13 protein-coding genes and 1 pseudogene are annotated in these 17,067 nt (G+C 72.8%); 10 read left to right on the forward strand and 4 right to left on the reverse strand.

Annotated elements, in window-relative coordinates; genetic code table 11:
• Positions 1 to 91: 91 nt before the first annotated feature.
• The 3 genes from ACLJT4_RS18910 to ACLJT4_RS18920 all read right to left on the reverse strand — a co-directional run bounded on the left by ACLJT4_RS18910 (position 92) and on the right by ACLJT4_RS18920 (position 2,233).
• Positions 92 to 655, reverse strand: coding sequence for a hypothetical protein (locus ACLJT4_RS18910; protein ID WP_411123436.1), 564 nt, complete (start codon positions 653 to 655; stop codon positions 92 to 94).
• A gap of 14 nt (positions 656 to 669) precedes the next feature.
• On the reverse strand, positions 670 to 1,290 hold the full coding sequence (locus ACLJT4_RS18915) for an L-threonylcarbamoyladenylate synthase (RefSeq protein ID WP_038524498.1): 621 nt from the start codon (positions 1,288 to 1,290) through the stop codon (positions 670 to 672).
• 88 nt (positions 1,291 to 1,378) lie between these two features.
• Complete coding sequence (locus tag ACLJT4_RS18920) at positions 1,379 to 2,233, reverse strand: endo alpha-1,4 polygalactosaminidase (protein ID WP_411123437.1); 855 nt, start codon at positions 2,231 to 2,233, stop codon at positions 1,379 to 1,381.
• Positions 2,234 to 2,584: 351 nt separating this feature from the next.
• Here ACLJT4_RS18920 and ACLJT4_RS18925 point away from each other — a divergent pair, with 351 nt between their 5' ends.
• From ACLJT4_RS18925 to ACLJT4_RS18970, 10 genes and pseudogenes are all read left to right on the forward strand, one after another.
• Entirely contained in the window at positions 2,585 to 3,838 is a 1,254-nt protein-coding gene (locus tag ACLJT4_RS18925) for a chitinase (protein WP_411123438.1), read from the forward strand.
• 108 nt (positions 3,839 to 3,946) lie between these two features.
• Positions 3,947 to 4,891 (forward strand): ornithine cyclodeaminase family protein, encoded by a 945-nt coding sequence (locus ACLJT4_RS18930; protein ID WP_411123439.1) that lies wholly within the window; start codon positions 3,947 to 3,949, stop codon positions 4,889 to 4,891.
• A 104-nt stretch (positions 4,892 to 4,995) separates the two neighbouring features.
• On the forward strand, positions 4,996 to 7,254 hold the full coding sequence (locus ACLJT4_RS18935; RefSeq protein WP_376444613.1) for an FUSC family protein: 2,259 nt from the start codon (positions 4,996 to 4,998) through the stop codon (positions 7,252 to 7,254).
• Positions 7,255 to 7,649: 395 nt separating this feature from the next.
• A complete protein-coding gene (gene asnB / locus ACLJT4_RS18940) occupies positions 7,650 to 9,494 on the forward strand; it encodes an asparagine synthase (glutamine-hydrolyzing) (protein ID WP_411123440.1) in 1,845 nt (614 codons plus the stop codon).
• Positions 9,495 to 9,560: 66 nt separating this feature from the next.
• The gene (locus ACLJT4_RS18945) at positions 9,561 to 10,007 is read left to right on the forward strand and encodes a MarR family winged helix-turn-helix transcriptional regulator (RefSeq protein ID WP_411123441.1); all 447 of its coding nucleotides are present in this window, start codon (positions 9,561 to 9,563) and stop codon (positions 10,005 to 10,007) included.
• A 225-nt stretch (positions 10,008 to 10,232) separates the two neighbouring features.
• On the forward strand, positions 10,233 to 11,240 hold the full coding sequence (locus ACLJT4_RS18950; protein WP_411123442.1) for a DUF1259 domain-containing protein: 1,008 nt from the start codon (positions 10,233 to 10,235) through the stop codon (positions 11,238 to 11,240).
• A gap of 108 nt (positions 11,241 to 11,348) precedes the next feature.
• Positions 11,349 to 12,254, forward strand: a complete 906-nt coding sequence (locus tag ACLJT4_RS18955) for an ornithine cyclodeaminase family protein (protein WP_411123443.1) — start codon at positions 11,349 to 11,351, stop codon at positions 12,252 to 12,254.
• Between the two features lie 85 nt (positions 12,255 to 12,339).
• Positions 12,340 to 12,462: pseudogene (locus ACLJT4_RS18960) on the forward strand (SAM-dependent methyltransferase); the annotation flags it as partial.
• Between the two features lie 215 nt (positions 12,463 to 12,677).
• Positions 12,678 to 14,297 carry an ABC-F family ATP-binding cassette domain-containing protein gene (locus ACLJT4_RS18965; protein ID WP_016571402.1) on the forward strand — a complete coding sequence of 540 codons (1,620 nt, stop codon included), beginning with the start codon at positions 12,678 to 12,680 and terminating at the stop codon, positions 14,295 to 14,297.
• Between the two features lie 472 nt (positions 14,298 to 14,769).
• Positions 14,770 to 15,714, forward strand: coding sequence for a glycosyltransferase family 2 protein (locus ACLJT4_RS18970; protein ID WP_020930379.1), 945 nt, complete (start codon positions 14,770 to 14,772; stop codon positions 15,712 to 15,714).
• Here the strand turns inward: ACLJT4_RS18970 and ACLJT4_RS18975 are convergent.
• Entirely contained in the window at positions 15,662 to 16,459 is a 798-nt protein-coding gene (locus tag ACLJT4_RS18975) for an ArsR/SmtB family transcription factor (RefSeq protein ID WP_411123444.1), read from the reverse strand. The genes ACLJT4_RS18970 and ACLJT4_RS18975 overlap by 53 nt on opposite strands.
• Positions 16,460 to 17,067 lie beyond the last annotated feature (608 nt).

The raw sequence follows: 17,067 nt of genomic DNA on the forward strand, positions 1-17,067 counted from the left end.
TCCGCATAAGGGGAGTTGATGCCCTTACGCGGCGCCGGGCCGGGTCACCGGCGGATCCCTGCCGCCTTCAGGAAGTGTCCGACGCGGTGGTTCACTTCACCGTCTGGTCCCCGTCGGGGAGGTCGTGGACGGTGACCTCGTCGCGCGGTTGGCCGAGCCCGTCCGCCACCGCTCGGGCCAGGCCGTCGGGGTCGGGTCGGGTGGGCACCGGCACCTCGGCGCCCTCGGGATAGCTCTCGATCGCCGTGGTGAAGTAGCCGGGGTGCCAGGCACCGACCGCGCCGCGCACCTCCACGGCGCGGACCGCCCGCGTGCCGACCCGGTCCCGGAGCGCGGCGAGGATCCGGTCCGACCGGTACTCCCCGGGCACCTGGAACAGACTGGCGTGCGCGCCGACCAACCCGCCGTCCGCCAGGCGGACGGTGACCGTCAGACAGCTCGTCACCGCGGGATAGAGGAGCGTGCCGCCGGGCCCGACCTCACCGACCTGCCCCTCGGTGATCCTGAGGGCGGCGGCCCGGGAGGAGGCGGCCTCGGACGCGGCGGGGGCGTGCGCCGCCGGCAGCGGCCGGGCCTGCGCCGCTCCGACCGCGCCTGCCTGGAGGACCAGTGCCGCGGCGAGCACCGCCATCGCCCGGTTCCGGGTCGTGGTCATCGCTCGGCCGCCCGTCACTCGAAGCGGGACGGGTCGCCGGCGCCGCGTCGCACGATCTCGACGTCGCCGCCCGAGAAGTCGATGACCGTGGTGGGTTCGGTGCCGCAGTCACCGGAGTCGACCACCGCGTCGACGACGTGGTCGAGGCGTTCCTTGATCTCCCACCCCTGGGTCAGCGGCTCCTCCTCGTCGGGCAGGAGCAGGGTGCTGGAGAGCAGCGGTTCGGACAGTTCGGCGAGGAGTGCCTGGGCGACGGTGTGGTCCGGGATCCGGACGCCGACGGTCTTCTTCTTCGGGTGCAGCAGCTGGCGCGGGACCTCCTTCGTCGCGGGGAGGATGAAGGTGTAGCTGCCGGGGGTGGCCGCCTTGATCGCGCGGAAGACGTCGTTGTCGATCTGCACGAACTGCCCGAGCTGCGCGAAGTTCTGGCAGACCAGGGTGAAGTGGTGGCGGTCGTCGAGGTTGCGGATCGACCGGATGCGGTCGATGCCGTCCCGGCTGCCGAGCTGGCAGCCGAGGGCGAAGCAGGAGTCGGTCGGGTAGGCGATGAGCGCACCGGAGCGGACCGCGTCGGCGACCGTGCTGATGGTGCGGCGCTGGGGGTTTTCCGGATGGACGTCGAAGTACTTGGCCATTTTCGCGAGTCTAGGTGATCGTCGCGCGGGTCGGTGTGCTCGGCGCGGGCGGCGGCGCGCGGGTCGGGCGGGCGGGCGGGCGGGCGGGTCAGCAGGCCCGACGCACGTAGCCGTCCTCTCCGGGGCGGCTGACGTCCCGGTCGCGCAGGGTGACGGAGAGCCGGTCGCCCACGGTGCGGCAGGCGGTGTCGAAGTCCGCGCGCCGGTACTCGACGTCGAAGACCCGGTCGTCGTAGACCTCCGCGTAGTCCGTGCACTCCCGGTAGCGGGCGCACTCCTCGGTGACGGCGAAGTCGAAGCCGGTGCGGCGGCGTTCGGGGAGCAGGTCGCTGGTGTTCTTCTGGGCGGCGGCCAGTCCGCGGTCGTGCGCCCGGCGGGTCAGCAGGGCCGCGAAGGCCCGGGCGTCGTCCTTGGTGAGCAGGTCGTCGGAGCGTTCGTAGGAGTCGAGGTTGTCGGGCTCGACGGCGTCGAAGCCGGCCTTGGCGCACCCGTCGATCCAGGGTCCCACGACGGCCATCAGGGCGGTGCGCTTGGCGGGCGTGGAGACGTCGAGCAGTGGTTCGTCCCAGTCCTCGTCGACGACCAGTGCGCCGTCCAGGTCGCGCAGGAGGAGGTCGGGGTGGTGCCGCTGCCACCACCGTCGGGCGTCGGCGCCTGGCTGTGCCTGGAAGGCGTTGACGTAGCAGACGGTGTAGCGGCCGGCGCCGGCGGGCGGTGCGGTGCGATCGCGGGAGACCACCGTGACGTCGTCGGCCGGGCGGTACGGTCCGCCGATCTGGTAGTCGAAGACGGCGTTGGCGGCCGGCAACCGGACGTCGTGCCGGGCGGTCGCCGTCGGGGACGGGCGGTCGGCCCCGGTCGACGGGCCGGCCGGGGCGCAGCCCGCAAGCGGCAGCGCGGCCAGCGCGAGGGCGCCGGTGGCGCGGCGGACCGGTACGGGCATGCGGAACATCGGGGATGCAGAGGACACAGACGACACGGAGGACACGGAGGACACGGCACGCACCCTAACCGTCCGCGCGCACGCCGCTCGGACGACCTTCGCCGCGACGGAACAACAGCCAAAGCGTGCAAGCTACTTGACGTTACATCAGCAACGCACCACAACACGGCGGTGACGCACCTCACGCAGCCCACCGCACGCGCGGCCACCGACGGGGGTGCCGCCCGGGTCCGTCCCGGGCGGCACCTCGCGGGTTGGTCCAGTCCAAAGTGTTGACGCGCTCACGACGAGGGTTCACTCTGTGGTCGATTGGTCTGGACCACCCCCCTCTCGTCGGCTCGTGGAGGTCAAGTGCCACCTCGTCACGTCAGAACCCTCGCCGCCACCGTCGCGGCGGCCTGTCTCGCCCTGGGCGCCGCCGGCACGGCGCTCGCCACCAACCACCCCGCCCCCGCACGGCCCGCCGTCGCGGCGACCGCCCCGGCCCCCACCTCCCTGGGCAGCAACTGGTACGCGGCCGCGCCCTACCTCATGCCGCTCGACAACGACCCGCCGGACGCCGGCGCGGTGATGGACGCCACCGGACTCAAGGCGTTCCAACTCGCCTTCGTCCTCGCACCCAACGGCGGCGGCTGCTCGCCGACCTGGGACGGCCTGCACCCGGTGGCGTCGGACACCGCGGTGGCCGGGGTGATCTCCGCGATCCGCGCGAAGGGCGGCGACGTCTCCGCGTCCATCGGCGGCTACAACGGCACCAAGCTCGGCCAGGCGTGCGGCACGCCCGAGGCCACCGCCGCCGCCTACCAACAGGTCATCGACAAGTACGGCCTGAAGGCCCTGGACTTCGACCTGGAGGAGCCGGAGTACGAGAACACCGCCGCCATCCACAACGAGATCGGCGCCGCCAAGATCCTCCAGCAGAAGAACCCCGGGCTCTACCTGTCCGTCACCACCGCCGGCACCGCCGACGGCACCGGATGGTTCGGCAAGCAGATGCTGAACGAGGCCAAGTCCCAATCCTTCGTCCCGGACAACTTCTCCATCATGCCGTTCGACGGCGGCTTCACCGGCGCCGCCGCCCAGACCTCCGCACTGACCAACTTCAACGCCGTCCTGCGCTCCACCTTCGGCTGGGACGAGGCCACCGCCTACGCCCACGAGGGCATCTCGCAGATGAACGGCCGCAGCGACACCGGCGAGTTCTTCACCCAGGCGGACTTCCAGACCGTGCTGGACTTCGCCACCTCCCACCACATGGCGCGCTTCACCAACTGGTCCGTCAACCGGGACCGGCAGTGCACCCCACCGGACAACAACGGCCGGACCTCCGGCACCTGTAGCAGCGTCCCGCAGGGTGCCTGGGACTTCACCAAGTTCTCGGTCAAGTTCGCCGGCGCCACCCCGCCCACCACGCCGCCGACCACCCCGCCCACCACACCCCCGGGCGGCGGCTGCGCCGCCAGCCCCTACACCGCGGGCACGGTCTACGTGGGCGGCGACACCGTCTCGGCAGGCGGCCACACCTGGAAGGCCCGGTGGTGGACCCAGGGCGAGGCCCCGTCCACCGGCGGTTCGGGTGTCTGGCAGGACCTGGGCGCCTGCTGACACCGGGGAGGAGCGGCCTCCGGGGCGCTCCTCCCCCACCCGCCACGGCCCCGCACGCCCGGCCGAAGATCACGCATCGCACCAACCTGCCGGGGCAGACTCGGCGGCATGAGCACCACACCAACCACCCCCCAGCCGCCCCGCATCCTCGACGAGGCCGCCCTGCTGCGCGCCCTCCCGATGACCGCCGCCGTCGAAGCGCTCCGCACCGCACTGCGCGACGGACCGGATCCGGAAGCCGATCCGCCGCGCACCATCGTGCCCGTCGAGCACGGCCAGCTCCTGCTGATGCCCGCGCACCGCAGCCGGTACGCGGGCGTCAAGGTCGCCACCGTCGCCCCCGACAACCCCGCCGCCGGACTCCCCCGCGTCCAGGGCCAGTACCTGCTCTTCGACGCCCCGACCCTCGCCCCGCTCGCCCTGCTCGACGGCGTCGCGCTGACCACCGTGCGCACCGCCGCGGTGTCCGCCCTCGCCGTCGACCTGCTCGCCGAACCCGACGCCGGCCACCTGGTGGTGTTCGGCACCGGCCCGCAGGCCCGCGGCCACCTCGACGCGCTGCGCGCGGTGCGCCCGCTCACCCGCGTCACCGTGGTGGGCCGCACCCCCGCGAACGTCGAGCGGTTCGTGGCCGCGGCCCGCCGCGACACCGGGCTCGCCGTCACGGCCGGCGATCCCTCCGCCGTCGCCGACGCCGACCTCGTCGCCTGCTGCACCACCGCCCGCACCCCGCTCTTCGACGGGGCGCTGCTCCCGCCGCACGCCACCGTCGCCGCCGTCGGCTCCCACGAGCGCGGCAGCCGCGAGGTGGACGGCACCACCGTGCTGCGGAGCACGGTGGTGGTGGAGTCCCGGGCCGCCGCGGCCCGGGAGGCCGGCGACCTCATCCCGGAACTGGAGAGCGACCGGCTGGCCCGCGAGGAGTTGGTGACGCTCGCCGCACTGGCCAGCGGGACCGCCGCCGCGGACCCGCAACGCCCCCGCCTCTTCAAGGGCGTGGGCATGGCCTGGGAGGACCTGGCGGTCGCGGGCGCCGCCTACGAAGCTGCCTGACGGCACACGCACCGGCCGCTCCGACGCTCCTCGTGCGATGCTGGGGGCGCCCGGCCGAGGCGCGTGACCTCGGTCGATGCCAAGGATGGGGAGCGTAGGGCAGCGTGAAGGCAGCGATACGACGGACCGTTTCCGGCACGTGGAACCGCTTCGCGGCGTCCGACCCGGGACTGCTGCGGTTGATGGCGGGACTGCGGACGGTGGGGGCGATCGTGCTGACCCTCGTCGTCCTGGCCCTGCTCGGCACCGGCGTCACGCTCCTGGTGGCCGGGGCCATGGCGGCGATGGTCTCGACCTTCGCCATCCGGGAGAAGGAGGTGCGCGGCCAGGCCGTCACCCTCGCCCTGGGGCTGCCGGTGGCCCTGGCCGCGGTGGCGCTGGGAGCGCTGCTGCACAGCCGGATCATCGCCGGTGACCTGTTCTTCCTCGCGCTGATCTTCGGCGCCGCGTACGCCCGCCGGTTCGGCGACCGCGGCACGGCGCTGGGGCTGATCGGCTTTCAGGTCTACTTCGTCTCGCTGTTCGTGCACGCGACGGTGGCGACGCTGCCGGAGCTGTTCCTGACCCTGGCCGTGGCGTTCGCGTGCAGCGCGGTGGTCCGGTTCGCGGTCTTCCCGGACTCCCCCGAACGCACCTTGAGCCGGCTGCGGGAGGCGTTCCGGGCCCGCCTCGCCCAGCTGGTGGCCACGCACCGGGAGCTGGTGGACGCCGGCCCCGAGGAGTTGGACGGCGTCCTCGACGACCTGCGGCGGCACACCGCCCGGCTGCACGAGACGGCGCTGATGATCCAGGGCCGCCTGGAGGAGGGCACCCGCGACGCGACCACCGCGTCGTTGCTCCAGCGCCGCATCGCGGACGCCGAGATCGCCGCCGAGCGCCTCGGGATGACGCTGCTCAACGCCCGTAGCGCGGAGCGCACCGACACCCTCACCCTGCACCTTCCGCACGCCCCGGTCCCGGCGACCGGCAACCGCATGCAGTCCGAGGGCGACGCCGTGGCCACGCTCCGCCGGGACCTCGACGCGCTGGGCCTGCTGGTGGCCCGCCGGGCGCCCGGGGACCGCGGCACCGCCCTGGCACACGTACGGAACCGACTGCTCGGCTACCGCGACGAGGAGGACCTGCCGCGCGGCTCGATGGCCGTGCAGGACGCCTTCCGTGCGCTGGGTGAGGCCGCCCGGGCGGTGTTGGGTCTGCGGCTGGCGCTGGACGGGCCGCAGGACGAGTCCGACGACACCTCCGCCACCGCCCGTTCGCGGGAGGAGTTCGACGCCGAGGACCTGGCGATAGTCGGCGTCGAAGAGGAAGAGGAGGACACCCGCACCGGTCTGAAGCGGCCCACCACCCGGGCCGCGTTCCAGGTCGCGGCCGGCTCCGCACTGGCCATCGTGGGCGGCGAGTTCCTGTCCACCCAGCGCTGGTACTGGGCGGTGCTGACCTGCTGGGTGGTGTTCCTCAACACCGCCTCCACGGGCGAGGTCCTGGTCAAGGGCTACCGCCGGCTGCTGGGCACGGTGCTCGGCGTGATCGCCGGTGTGGGGTTGGCCGGGCTGGTGGGCAACCACACCTGGACGGCGTTCGCGCTGGTGCTGCTCTGCGTCTTCGGGATGTTCTTCACCGCACCGCTGTCGTACGCGCTGATGTCCTTCTTCGTCACCGCGATGCTCGGGCTGCTCTACACGCTGCTGAACACCTACAGCGTCGCCACGCTGGTGCTGCGCATCGAGGAGACCGCACTGGGGGCGGCCTGCGGCATCATCGCCGCGGCGCTGGTCCTGCCGGTGCACACCGACCGGCGCACCGACGAGCACCTGAGCACGGTCCTGGAGCGGTTGCGGGACGCGGTGTCGGCGGCCGTCGCACAGCTCTCCGGCGGGCCCTCGGCGGACCTGCTCACGCTGGCGCGCGATCTGGACACCGCGCTGAACGACCTGCGCGGCTCCACCCAGCCGTTGGTGCACCCGATCACCCCGCTGCGGGTGCGCCGGCAGACCGCCAGGTACCTGGTGGCCCTGCTGGAGACCTGCGCCTATCACGCGCGGTCGCTGGCGGCGACCGCCGAAGTCCTGCCGTCCAGCCGTTCCGTGGCGGCCGACCCCCGGCTGGAACGCGTCGGTCGGCGCATCGGGCAGAACATCGACCTGATCTCCGCGCGGGTGAAGGAGGAGCCCACCGAGGGCGAGGTGGAGGCGGGCGCGAGCATCGCCTCACTGCTGGACGCGGACGGCTCGCCGGTGCCGCCGTCACACACCGTGGCCTTCCGTGTGCTGCGGCACCTCCAGCGTCTGGACGAGGGCGTGGTGGGCATCGCCCGCGCCCTGGACGTGCCGGTGACCGGGCGCACGCGACGGAAGAGCATCTGAGGCGGACGGCGGCCCCCGGCCCGCTCCCGGGCCGGCCCGCTTCCGTCACCTCCCGGTAAAACCTTTCCCCCGTTTCCGTCGGGTGGCCCGCCCGCCCCGGGGTGGGCCCTTTTCCTCCCGCGCGGCGGAGGCGCAGGTCAGCCCGTCCGCCGGAGAGCAACGGCCGCGCTGGGTGCGCCCCGGCGCGTCCCCGTGCACCCCGGCCCGTGTTACGCCCCGGTTGACGCGACGGGCCTCCGAGGAACACCCTCGTTACATAGGTGCTCGATACAACTGACTCTGGCGGAGCGAGTCGGGCCACCGTTCTTCGGCGTAGCCCGCCCTCCCGGATTCCCGGCCTGCCGCGGCACCCATGCGGCACCGGCGCCCCAGGGTTCGGAGCAGGAGGACATGGCATGTGTGGCATCACCGGCTGGATTTCCTTCGACCGCGAGCTGCGCTCCGAGCAGGAGACCGTGGACGCGATGACCGAGACGATGTCCTGCCGCGGACCTGACGACCGCGGCACCTGGGTGCGCGGTCCGGCCGCGCTCGGCCACCGCCGCCTCGCGATCATCGACCTGCCCGGCGGACGCCAGCCGATGACGGCCGAGCGCGCCGACGGCAGCCAGGTCGTCATCGTCTACTCCGGCGAGACCTACAACTTCGGCGAACTCCGCAGCGAACTGGTGGGCAAGGGCCACCGCTTCACCACCGACTCCGACACCGAGGTGGTGCTCCGCGGCTACCTTCAGTGGGGCGAAGCGGTCGCCGAGCGCCTCAACGGGATGTTCGCGTTCGCCGTCTGGGACGAGCAGCGCCGTCGGCTGGTGATGATCCGCGACCGGATGGGCATCAAGCCGTTCTACTACTACCCCACCGCCGACGGCGTGCTGTTCGGTTCCGAGCCCAAGGCCATCCTCGCCAACCCGCTCGCCGAACGCCGGGTCGGGCTGGACGGCCTCCGCGAGCTCTTCGCCTTCGTCAAGACGCCCGGGCACGCGGTGTGGGACGGCATGCACGAGGTCGAGCCGGGCACCGTGGTGACCGTCGACGCGGACGGGGTGCGCCGGCACGTCTACTGGTCGCTGCGGACCCGCGCCCACCAGGACGACCGCGAGACCTCGATCGGGCACGTGCGCACCCTGCTCGACGACATCGTCCGCCGCCAGCTGGTCTCCGACGTGCCGCGCTGCACCCTGCTGTCGGGCGGTCTGGACTCGTCGGCGATGACCGCCCTCGCGGCCCGTCAACTCGCCGAGGCGGGCGAGACGGTGCGGAGCTTCGCCGTCGACTTCGTCGGCCAGACCGAGAACTTCATCGCCGACGACCTGCGCGCCACCCCCGACACGCCCTACGTGCACGACGTGGCCCGGCTCGCCGGCACCGAGCACCAGGACATCGTGCTGGACTCCGCCGCCCTGGCCGACCTCGACGTGCGCGCCAAGGTGCTGCGCGCCCGCGACCTCCCGATGGGCCTGGGCGATATGGACGCCTCCCTCTACCTGCTGTTCAAGGCGATCCGCGAGCACTCGACGGTGGCGCTGTCCGGCGAGTCGGCGGACGAGGTGTTCGGCGGGTACAAGCAGTTCTTCGACGAGGAGGCCCGCAACGCCGACACCTTCCCCTGGCTCGTCCGCTTCACCCAGCACTTCGGCGACGACGGGAACATCCTCAAGGCGAACGTCACCGGCGCCCTCGACCTCGGCACCTACATCCAGGACGGCTATGACCGCGCCGTCAAGGACGTCGAACGGCTCGACGGGGAGAGCGACTTCGAGTTCCGGATGCGCAAGATCTGCTACCTGCACCTGACGCGCTTCGTCCGGATCCTGCTGGACCGCAAGGACCGGGCGAGCATGGCCGTCGGCCTGGAGGTGCGCGTGCCGTTCTGCGACCACCGCCTGGTCGAGTACGTCTACAACGCGCCGTGGTCCCTGAAGTCCTTCGACGGCCGCGAGAAGAGCCTGCTGCGCGAGGCCACCGCCGACGTGCTGCCCAGGTCGGTCTACGACCGGGTGAAGAGCCCGTACCCCTCCACCCAGGACCCGCAGTACGCCGTGGCGCTGCAACAGCACGCCAAGGACCTGTTGGCGCGCCCCTCGCACCAGGTCTTCGACCTCGTCGACCGCGACTGGCTCAAGCGCGCCGCGGAGCACGAGGCGCCGCAGATAACCCAGGCGTCGCGGCGCGGCCTCGAACGGACCCTGGACCTGGCCCTGTGGTTGGAGATGTACTCCCCCACCATTACGCTCTCCTGATCAACGGCGGTCCCCGAACGGGGGATCCGGCGCGGACCGGGTCCGGCACGCAGGCGAGGGTGGGCGATGACGATCGGTGACGACGCGGCACTGCAGCTGGTGATCTCGCTGCACCGGCTCACCCGCAGCCTGCGCAGGTCCGCCACCGCGGGCAGCGTCCAGCTGACCCACCTCGCCGTGCTGGCCCTGCTGACCCAGCGCGGGCCGTCCCGGATCGGGGAGATCGCCCAGTGGGTGCCCTGCTCCCAACCGACCGCCACCGCGGCGGTCCTCGGCCTGGAGTCGGCGGGCCTGGTCCGTCGGGAGGCCGACCCGCAGGACCGCCGCGCCAGCCGGGTCCTGCTCACCGAGGAGGGCACCGCGACGTTGGCGAACGTCGCCCGTGGTGAGGCGCAGGTGCTGACCCGGCGCCTGACCGCGCTCCAACCGGACGAGATCCGCCGGCTGGTGGAGGTCGAACCGCTGTTGCGGCGGCTGGCGGAGTCCGGCGACGGACCGGCCGGCGGATCGTGACCGACGCCCGGCCCGGTCCGGTCCGCCCGGGAATGCGCCGCCGGCCCTTTGGTCGCGGCGAAGCAACTGACTGCTGATCCACCGTCCTCGGCCCTCGCCCGCCGGCCCGCTCACCCCTGACGATGATCGCCTTAGCCCACCTGGCCCCCACCAGCGAGCTGACGGGGCCTCAGATCGGCCATGCTGCCAACTCCTCATGGAGGTCATCGCGGAGGTAGGCACGTAATGACTGAAGAAAGACGGCAGCACCCCGACCCCGGTGCGGGAACCTCGCGGCGGCGCGTGATGGCGGCGGCGGCCCTCGCCCCGCTGCTCGCCGCGGCACCGAGCCCGGCGCGCGCCGGCACCGCCGGCGCGGCGACGGAGCCGGTCGGGCTCGCGCAGAAGCTGATCGAGCCGGTCCACACCACCCGCCAGGACTGGACGGCCGTGGCCAAGGTCCTGGGCGGGCCCGGCGACCTGAAGCGCAAGGTCATGTACCACACCGGGTTCCCCCGTCGGGACCTCCGGCTGGTCTCGCACCACGTGCACGTCAAACCGTCCCTCGCCCTCGGCTCGCACGTCTCCTTCGTCCGCTACTCCGACCGCAGCACCTTGCTGATGGGCGACGTGGTGGTGACCGAGGGCGAGTTGCAGGGCTTCGTCGACGCCTTGCAGGAGCACCGGATCGGCGTGACCGCGCTGCACAAGCACCTCCTCGCGCAGCGGCCCGACGTCTGGTGGCTCCACGTGCACGGGCACGGCCACGACGCGCTGACGCTGGCGCGCGGCATCCGCGCGGCGTTCGACGAAACCGACACCCCACGCCCCAAACCGTCCGACCAGTCCAAGCCGGACGACCTCGACACCGACGCGATCGACGACGCCCTGGGGGCCAAGGGATCCGCCGACGACGGCATCTACAAGTGCATCTTCGTCCGCAAGGAGAAGATCGTCGACGGCCACATGGTGCTGCCCCCGGGCCTGGGGTCGACCAGCGCCTTCAACTTCCAACCGCTGGGCAACGGCCGGGCCGCGATCAGCGCGGACTGCTGCATGGTCGCGGACGAGGTCCAACACGTCCTCCGACTGCTGCGGCAGGCCGGCGTCAAGCTCGTCGAACTCCACAACCACGGACTGCGGGACAAACCCCGGCTGTTCTTCGTCCACTTCTGGGCGGTCGGCGACGCCGTCCGCCTGGCCCGCGATCTGCGTCCCGTGGTCCGGGCGACCAACGTGATCCCGGCCGGCTGACCAGGCCGGCATCCGTCTGCGGTCGCAGGTCGCGCGACGGATGACCGCACGGCACCGGTGCGGCACAGTGGCCCCGCTGCCCGTTTTCCCAGCGGAAGGACCGTGCCGGTGTCCGTGCTCCTGCTCGACGACGACGATGTCCGCGCCCACCTGGATGCCGCGACCGCGGTCCGGGCGGTGCGGGCGGCGCTGCTCTCGGCCCACCACGACGACCTGGTCGCGCCGCCCCGGGTCCGGGCCGCGCTGGGGGCCGGCGACCTGGTCATCACCGCGGGCCACCTTCGGTTCCGGCAGCTGTTCGGCTTCCGCTCGTACGACACCCTCGTGGGCGCGGAGCAACTGGTCGCGGTGTGGAGCACGGCGGACGGCGCGCTGCGGGCCGTGGTGCACGGCGCGGAGCTGGGGGCGCGGCGGACCGGGGCGATCGGCGCGGTGGCGGTGGACGCCGCCGCCCGCCCCGGCCCGGTCCGCGTCGGGCTGGTGGGGACCGGGCCGCAGGCTTGGACGCAGCTGTGGGCCCTCTGCGCGGTGCGGGAGGTGACCGACGCGGTCGTGGTGGCGCGGCACCACGACCGGGCCGCGGCGTTCGCCCGGCGGGCGGCCGGTGAGCTGGGCGTCGCGGCGCGCGCGGTGACCGCGGTCGAGGACGCGGTCACCGACCGGGACGTGGTGGTCGTGGCGACCGGGAGTCCGACGCCGGTCCTCGACGCCGACTGGCTGGCCCCCGGCACCCACCTCACGACCCTGGGCCCCAAGTCCACCGCCCGGCACGAGGTGCCCGCCGCGCTGGCCGACCGCGCCCGCACCGTCCTCACCGATTCGCTCGCCCAGTCCGCCGGGTCCGGCGGGTCGCCGCTGTTCCCCACCGACCGGCTGGTCTCGCTCGGTGCCGTCCTCGCCGGAGCGGCGCCGGCCCGCACCGGCCCCGACGACCTCACGGTCTTCAGCTCGGTCGGCCTCGCCGGCACCGAGGTCGCGGTCGCCGCGGCACTCTGCGAGGTGGTGCCGCGCTGAGAGCCGTCGTGGCGTCCGAGGGGCTGCGCCCGGCGGGCGAAAAGGCCGTGCGGGGCGGGTGCCGTCCGCAGTACGGTCCGTGGCCATGGATGACGAGGACGGTTACTTCGGGAAGAGCGTCGCGGCGACCTACGACGAGTCGTCGGCGGAGATGTTCGCGGCGGACGTCGTGGAACCGGCCGTCGAGGTGCTGGCCCGGCTCGCCGGAGCGGTGGCCGGTATCCGCCGTCGCGGGGAAATGCGTTTGGCCGAAAGGGCGCGGACGGGGGAGAGTTCGAGCGGAGTTCGCCGCGCGCTGTGCGGTTCCCCCATCCGATACAGTGACAAAGCGGGACGCGTTCCCGCCTGCGGGGATGCCGGTGCTCGCGCGGCGTTCGGCGCAAGGTTCCTCCGTTCTCTCGCTTTCTCAGTTTGGGCCGATTCATGGGGCATGTAGAAGTCGCGCACGTGGAGTACTACCTGCCGGACGGGCGGGTGCTGCTCGACGACGCCTCGTTCCGGGTGGGCGAGGGTGCCGTCGCCGCGCTCGTCGGGGCGAACGGCGCGGGCAAGACCACGCTGTTGCGGCTGATCTCGGGCGAGTTGAAGCCCCACGGCGGCTCGGTGACGGTGAGCGGGGGGCTGGGGGTGATGCCCCAGTTCGTCGGCTCGGTGCGGGACGAACGGACCGTGCGCGACCTGCTCGTCGCGGTGGCGCCGCAGCGGATCAGGCAGGCGGCGCACGCCGTCGACGAGGCCGAGACGGCCATCATGGAGCGCGACGACGAGGCCGCGCAGATGCAGTACGCCCAGGCACTGAGCGACTGGGCGGAGGCCCGCGGGTACGAGGCCGAAACCGTCTGGGACATGTGCACGATGTCCGCGCTCGGCATCCCGTACGAGAAGGCGCAGTGGCGCGCGGTGCGGACGCTCTCCGGCGGCGAGCAGAAGCGGTTGGTGCTGGAGTCGCTGCTGCGGGGCCCGGACGAGGTCCTGTTGCTCGACGAGCCGGACAACTACCTCGACGTGCCGGGGAAGCAGTGGCTCGAAGGGCAGTTGCGGGAGACCCGCAAGACGGTGCTGTTCGTCTCGCACGACCGGGAGTTGCTGGCGCGTGCGGCGCAGCGGATCGTGAGCGTGGAGCCCGGGCCGGCGGGCAGCGATGTGTGGGTGCACGGCAGCGGCTTCGCGACGTACCACGCGGCGCGGGCCGAGCGGTTCGAGCGGTTCGAGGAGTTGCGGCGGCGCTGGGACGAGAAGCACGCCCAGTTGAAGCGGCTGGTGGCCGACATGCGGCAGTACGCCAAGCGCAGCGACGAGATGGCGTCGCGGTACCACGCGGCGCAGACGCGGTTGCAGAAGTTCGAGGAGATCGGCCCGCCGCCCGAGCCGCCGCGCCCGCAGAAGATCACCATGCGGTTGAAGGGCGGCCGCACCGGCGTCCGGGCGGTGACCTGCCAGCAGCTCGAACTGACCGGTCTGATGAAGCCGTTCGACCTGGAGGTCTTCTACGGGGAGCGGGTCGCCGTCCTCGGTTCCAACGGTTCGGGGAAGTCGCACTTCCTGCGGCTGTTGGCCGGCGAGGAGGTCGCGCACACCGGGCAGTGGAAGCTGGGCGCCCGGGTCGTGCCGGGGCACTTCGCGCAGACGCACGCCCGGCCGGAGCTGTTGGGGCGCACCCTGGTCGACATCCTGTGGACCGAGCACGCGCGGAGCCGGGGGCCGGCGATGAGCGCGTTGCGCCGGTACGAGCTGGACCAGCACGGTGACAAGCCCTTCGAGAAGCTGTCCGGCGGGCAGCAGGCCCGGTTCCAGATCCTGCTGCTGGAGATCGGCGGGACGACCGCGCTGCTGCTGGACGAACCGACGGACAACCTGGACCTGGAGTCGGCCGAGGCGCTCCAGAAGGGCCTGGAGGCGTACGAGGGGACGGCGCTGGTGGTGACCCACGACCGCTGGTTCGCGCGGTCCTTCGACCGCTATCTGGTCTTCGGACAGGACGGCAAGGTCCGGGAGACGCCGGAGCCGGTGTGGGACGAGCGGCGGGTGCAGCGCCGCCGATAGCGCCGGCCGGTACGGCAGTTGGGGTCCGTCTCACTCGTGGGGCGGACTTCTCGGCCGTGTTCGGGCCGGTTTCCGCTGGGCCGTTCGGGCTGCTGTGTCCGGTGAGGGCACCCGGTCCGCCTCGCCCGGCCGTCCTGGCGGCGTGATCGGCGGCGCCCGTCCGCGCCACAGGACTGGACCTGCGTCCCACCGTCCTCAGCTGTGCGGACGGGGTGCCGCGCGAGCGCGCTACCACACGGGGGCATCCGCGTCAAGGCGCTCGATCCCCACCCGGAAGAGTGCCGTTGACCCTCTTCTTGACCCAGTGGTTCACTTCCCGCGTCGCCCGCACCACGCCGCGCACCCCGGCAGGCACCAGCGCATCCCCCCAAGTCCTCGAACACCGTGGGCACCGCCACGTCTCCGGGTGAGCATCGGTCACGGATCTCCTTCACCAGGCTGCCGCCCGTCGAGGAATGAGGCCCACCGGAGCATGAGGATCAGTGTCGTCATCCCCGCCTACCGTGCCCGTGACGCCCTGGAGTTGTGCCTGTTGTCCCTGGCCCGTCAGTCGCTCGACGCGGAGCACTCGGCCGAGGTGATCGTGGTGGACGACGGCTCGATCGACGGCACGGACCGGATGGTCGCCGCCCTCCCGGCCGGCCTGGACCTGTGCTACGTGTACGAGCCGCGCTCCCCCGCGTCCGGCCGGGCCCGGGCCCGCAACCTCGGCCTGGCGCAGGCGGTCGGTGACCTCGTCGTGCTGCTCGACGCGGACCAGGTGGTGGCGCCGACGTTCCTGGCCGAGCACGTCCGGGCCCATGCCGGGAGCGACGACCTGGTGGTGGTCGGCCGGCGGTTCCAGTTGGGGGACGGGCAGGTCGATCGGGAGCGGCTGCGGTACGAGTTCAGCTTCGAGGCGCTGCCGCCGGTGGTGCGGGGCGACGAACGGGAGCCGGTGTTGGAGGCGTTCGGCTGCGAACTGGCCGGACTGGAGACCGCCTGGCACTACCTGTGGGCGTGCAACGCCTCGGTCCGGCGCAGTCACCTGCTGGCCGCCGGGGGGTTCGACGAGGCGTTCGTCGGCTGGGGCCTGGAGGACGCCGAGCTGGGCTTCCGGCTCATCCGGCGCGGTCTGCGGCTGCGGTACGCCACCGAGGCGGCGGTGTACCACCTGCACCGGGCACCGGTGTCCCCGGCGCGGCACCGCCAGTGGCGGCGCAACCTCGCCTACTTCACCGCCAAGCACGACGAGTTGGTGGTCGTCCTCCAGCGGGCGTTCGAGCCGGCCATCGACCCGGCCGGCGCGGGCCGGGGGCGGCACGAGTGCGCGCTGCGCTTCGAACTCGCCGCCCGGGCGCTGGCCGGCCGCCGGGCGCCGGTGCTCACGCCCGTGCGGGCTCGGGCAGCGTTTCGCCGGTCTCCAGCAGGGTCTTGAGGCTGGAGAGCAGGGCGGGCCAACCGTGCTGGACCATTCCACGGGCGGTGGAGTCGGGGGCGAAGCCGTCGTGGACGACGGTGAGCTTGACCAGGTCGCCGAGCGGTTCGATCTCGAACGTCACCTTGGAGCGCGGTTCGGCCGCGAGCCGGGCGAGCACGTCGTCGGCGACGCCGGCGCTGGCGGCCCACTCCGGGGTGAAGGTGTGCCAGGTGTAGGAGAGCCTTCGGTGCGGGGTGGACTCCAGGACGACCTGTTCGGGGTGGGCGGTGGTGGCGCCGTGCTCGGCCCAGGTCATGGGTGATCCGGTGCGCCAGTCCGTGGCGAACTCCACTCCCCAGTAGCGACGGGTGAAGGCGGGATCGGTGAGGGCCTGCCAGAGCCGTTCCGGCGTGGTGCGGATGTAGGTGGCGTAGACGAACGCGTTGCTGTCCATGGGGGGTTCCTCCAGTGCGTGCTTGAGGTCGGCGAGGGCGCGGGCCCGGCCGCGGTCGTAGTGGCTGAGCCAGCGGTCCGCGAGGGCGTTGATCGGCTCGGCGTTGAGGTAGTGCAGCTTCTCCCTGCCGCGACGGAGCGTGGTGATCAGGTGGGCCGCCTCCAGGACGGCGAGGTGCTTGCTGACCGACTGCCGGGTCATGTCCAGCTCCGCGCACAGCTCCCGCAGGGTCTGTCCGTTGTGGGCGTTGAGGCTGTCCAGCAGCCGGCGGCGGCCCGCGTCGGCCAGTGCCTTGAAGACCTCGTCCATGCCCGTTCTCCCGTCCCGCCCCTGATGTGCAGCCGGGTGGCTGCCTAAAAACAATAGGCAGCCATTCAGCTGCATGTCAATCGATGGACATCGCCCCAGCTCAGGACGGATTTCCGGGCCCGCGCGCCGCACGACATCCGGACCCTTGGCACCGGGGCGACGACCGCTGCCCCTACTCCGCACGGGGCCCGCACCGCGCGAGCGCCGCCGCCGCAAGGAGCCGTAGGGGGCGGAGTGAAGGATTCCGTGGCACGTGTCGGTCGGTGGGCGGGTCCGGGCCTCCTGGGCGCGGTCGCCGTGGCGGCGCCGCTGACCGGGGCGGCGTACGCGGCCCAGGCCGCCTGGCCGGCCCTCCTCGGGGACCCGCACGACTGGGTGCACGACCTCCTGCGGGCGACCCTCGCGCTGCTGGTCGCGGTCGCCGGGGGACGGCACACGACCGCACGTGGAGCCGGCGGCTCGACGCGGACGCGGAGCACCTGGACGGGTCCCGTCAGCAGCTGCGCGTCGAGCGGGCGACCGGCGCATCGCACTCGGGGTACGGGCCGGCCCTCGGCCTGGCCCTCAGTGCCGTGGTGACCTCGCCGTTGACGGTCTGGCCGCCGATC

It is taken from the genome of Streptomyces sp. x-19, from assembly GCF_046549115.1.
GTDB classification, from domain to species: Bacteria; Actinomycetota; Actinomycetes; order Streptomycetales; family Streptomycetaceae; genus Streptomyces; species Streptomyces albulus_C.

Bases quoted from the DNA above. Each gene is read 5' to 3' on its own strand.
- ACLJT4_RS18910 (WP_411123436.1), bottom strand. From the start codon at position 655: ATGACCACGACCCGGAACCGGGCGATGGCGGTGCTCGCCGCGGCACTG.
- ACLJT4_RS18915 (WP_038524498.1), bottom strand. From the start codon at position 1,290: ATGGCCAAGTACTTCGACGTCCATCCGGAAAACCCCCAGCGCCGCACC.
- ACLJT4_RS18920 (WP_411123437.1), bottom strand. From the start codon at position 2,233: ATGCCCGTACCGGTCCGCCGCGCCACCGGCGCCCTCGCGCTGGCCGCG.
- ACLJT4_RS18930 (WP_411123439.1), top strand. From the start codon at position 3,947: ATGAGCACCACACCAACCACCCCCCAGCCGCCCCGCATCCTCGACGAG.
- asnB (WP_411123440.1), top strand. From the start codon at position 7,650: ATGTGTGGCATCACCGGCTGGATTTCCTTCGACCGCGAGCTGCGCTCC.
- ACLJT4_RS18945 (WP_411123441.1), top strand. From the start codon at position 9,561: ATGACGATCGGTGACGACGCGGCACTGCAGCTGGTGATCTCGCTGCAC.
- ACLJT4_RS18950 (WP_411123442.1), top strand. From the start codon at position 10,233: ATGACTGAAGAAAGACGGCAGCACCCCGACCCCGGTGCGGGAACCTCG.
- ACLJT4_RS18965 (WP_016571402.1), top strand. From the start codon at position 12,678: ATGGGGCATGTAGAAGTCGCGCACGTGGAGTACTACCTGCCGGACGGG.
- ACLJT4_RS18970 (WP_020930379.1), top strand. From the start codon at position 14,770: ATGAGGATCAGTGTCGTCATCCCCGCCTACCGTGCCCGTGACGCCCTG.
- ACLJT4_RS18975 (WP_411123444.1), bottom strand. From the start codon at position 16,459: ATGGACGAGGTCTTCAAGGCACTGGCCGACGCGGGCCGCCGCCGGCTG.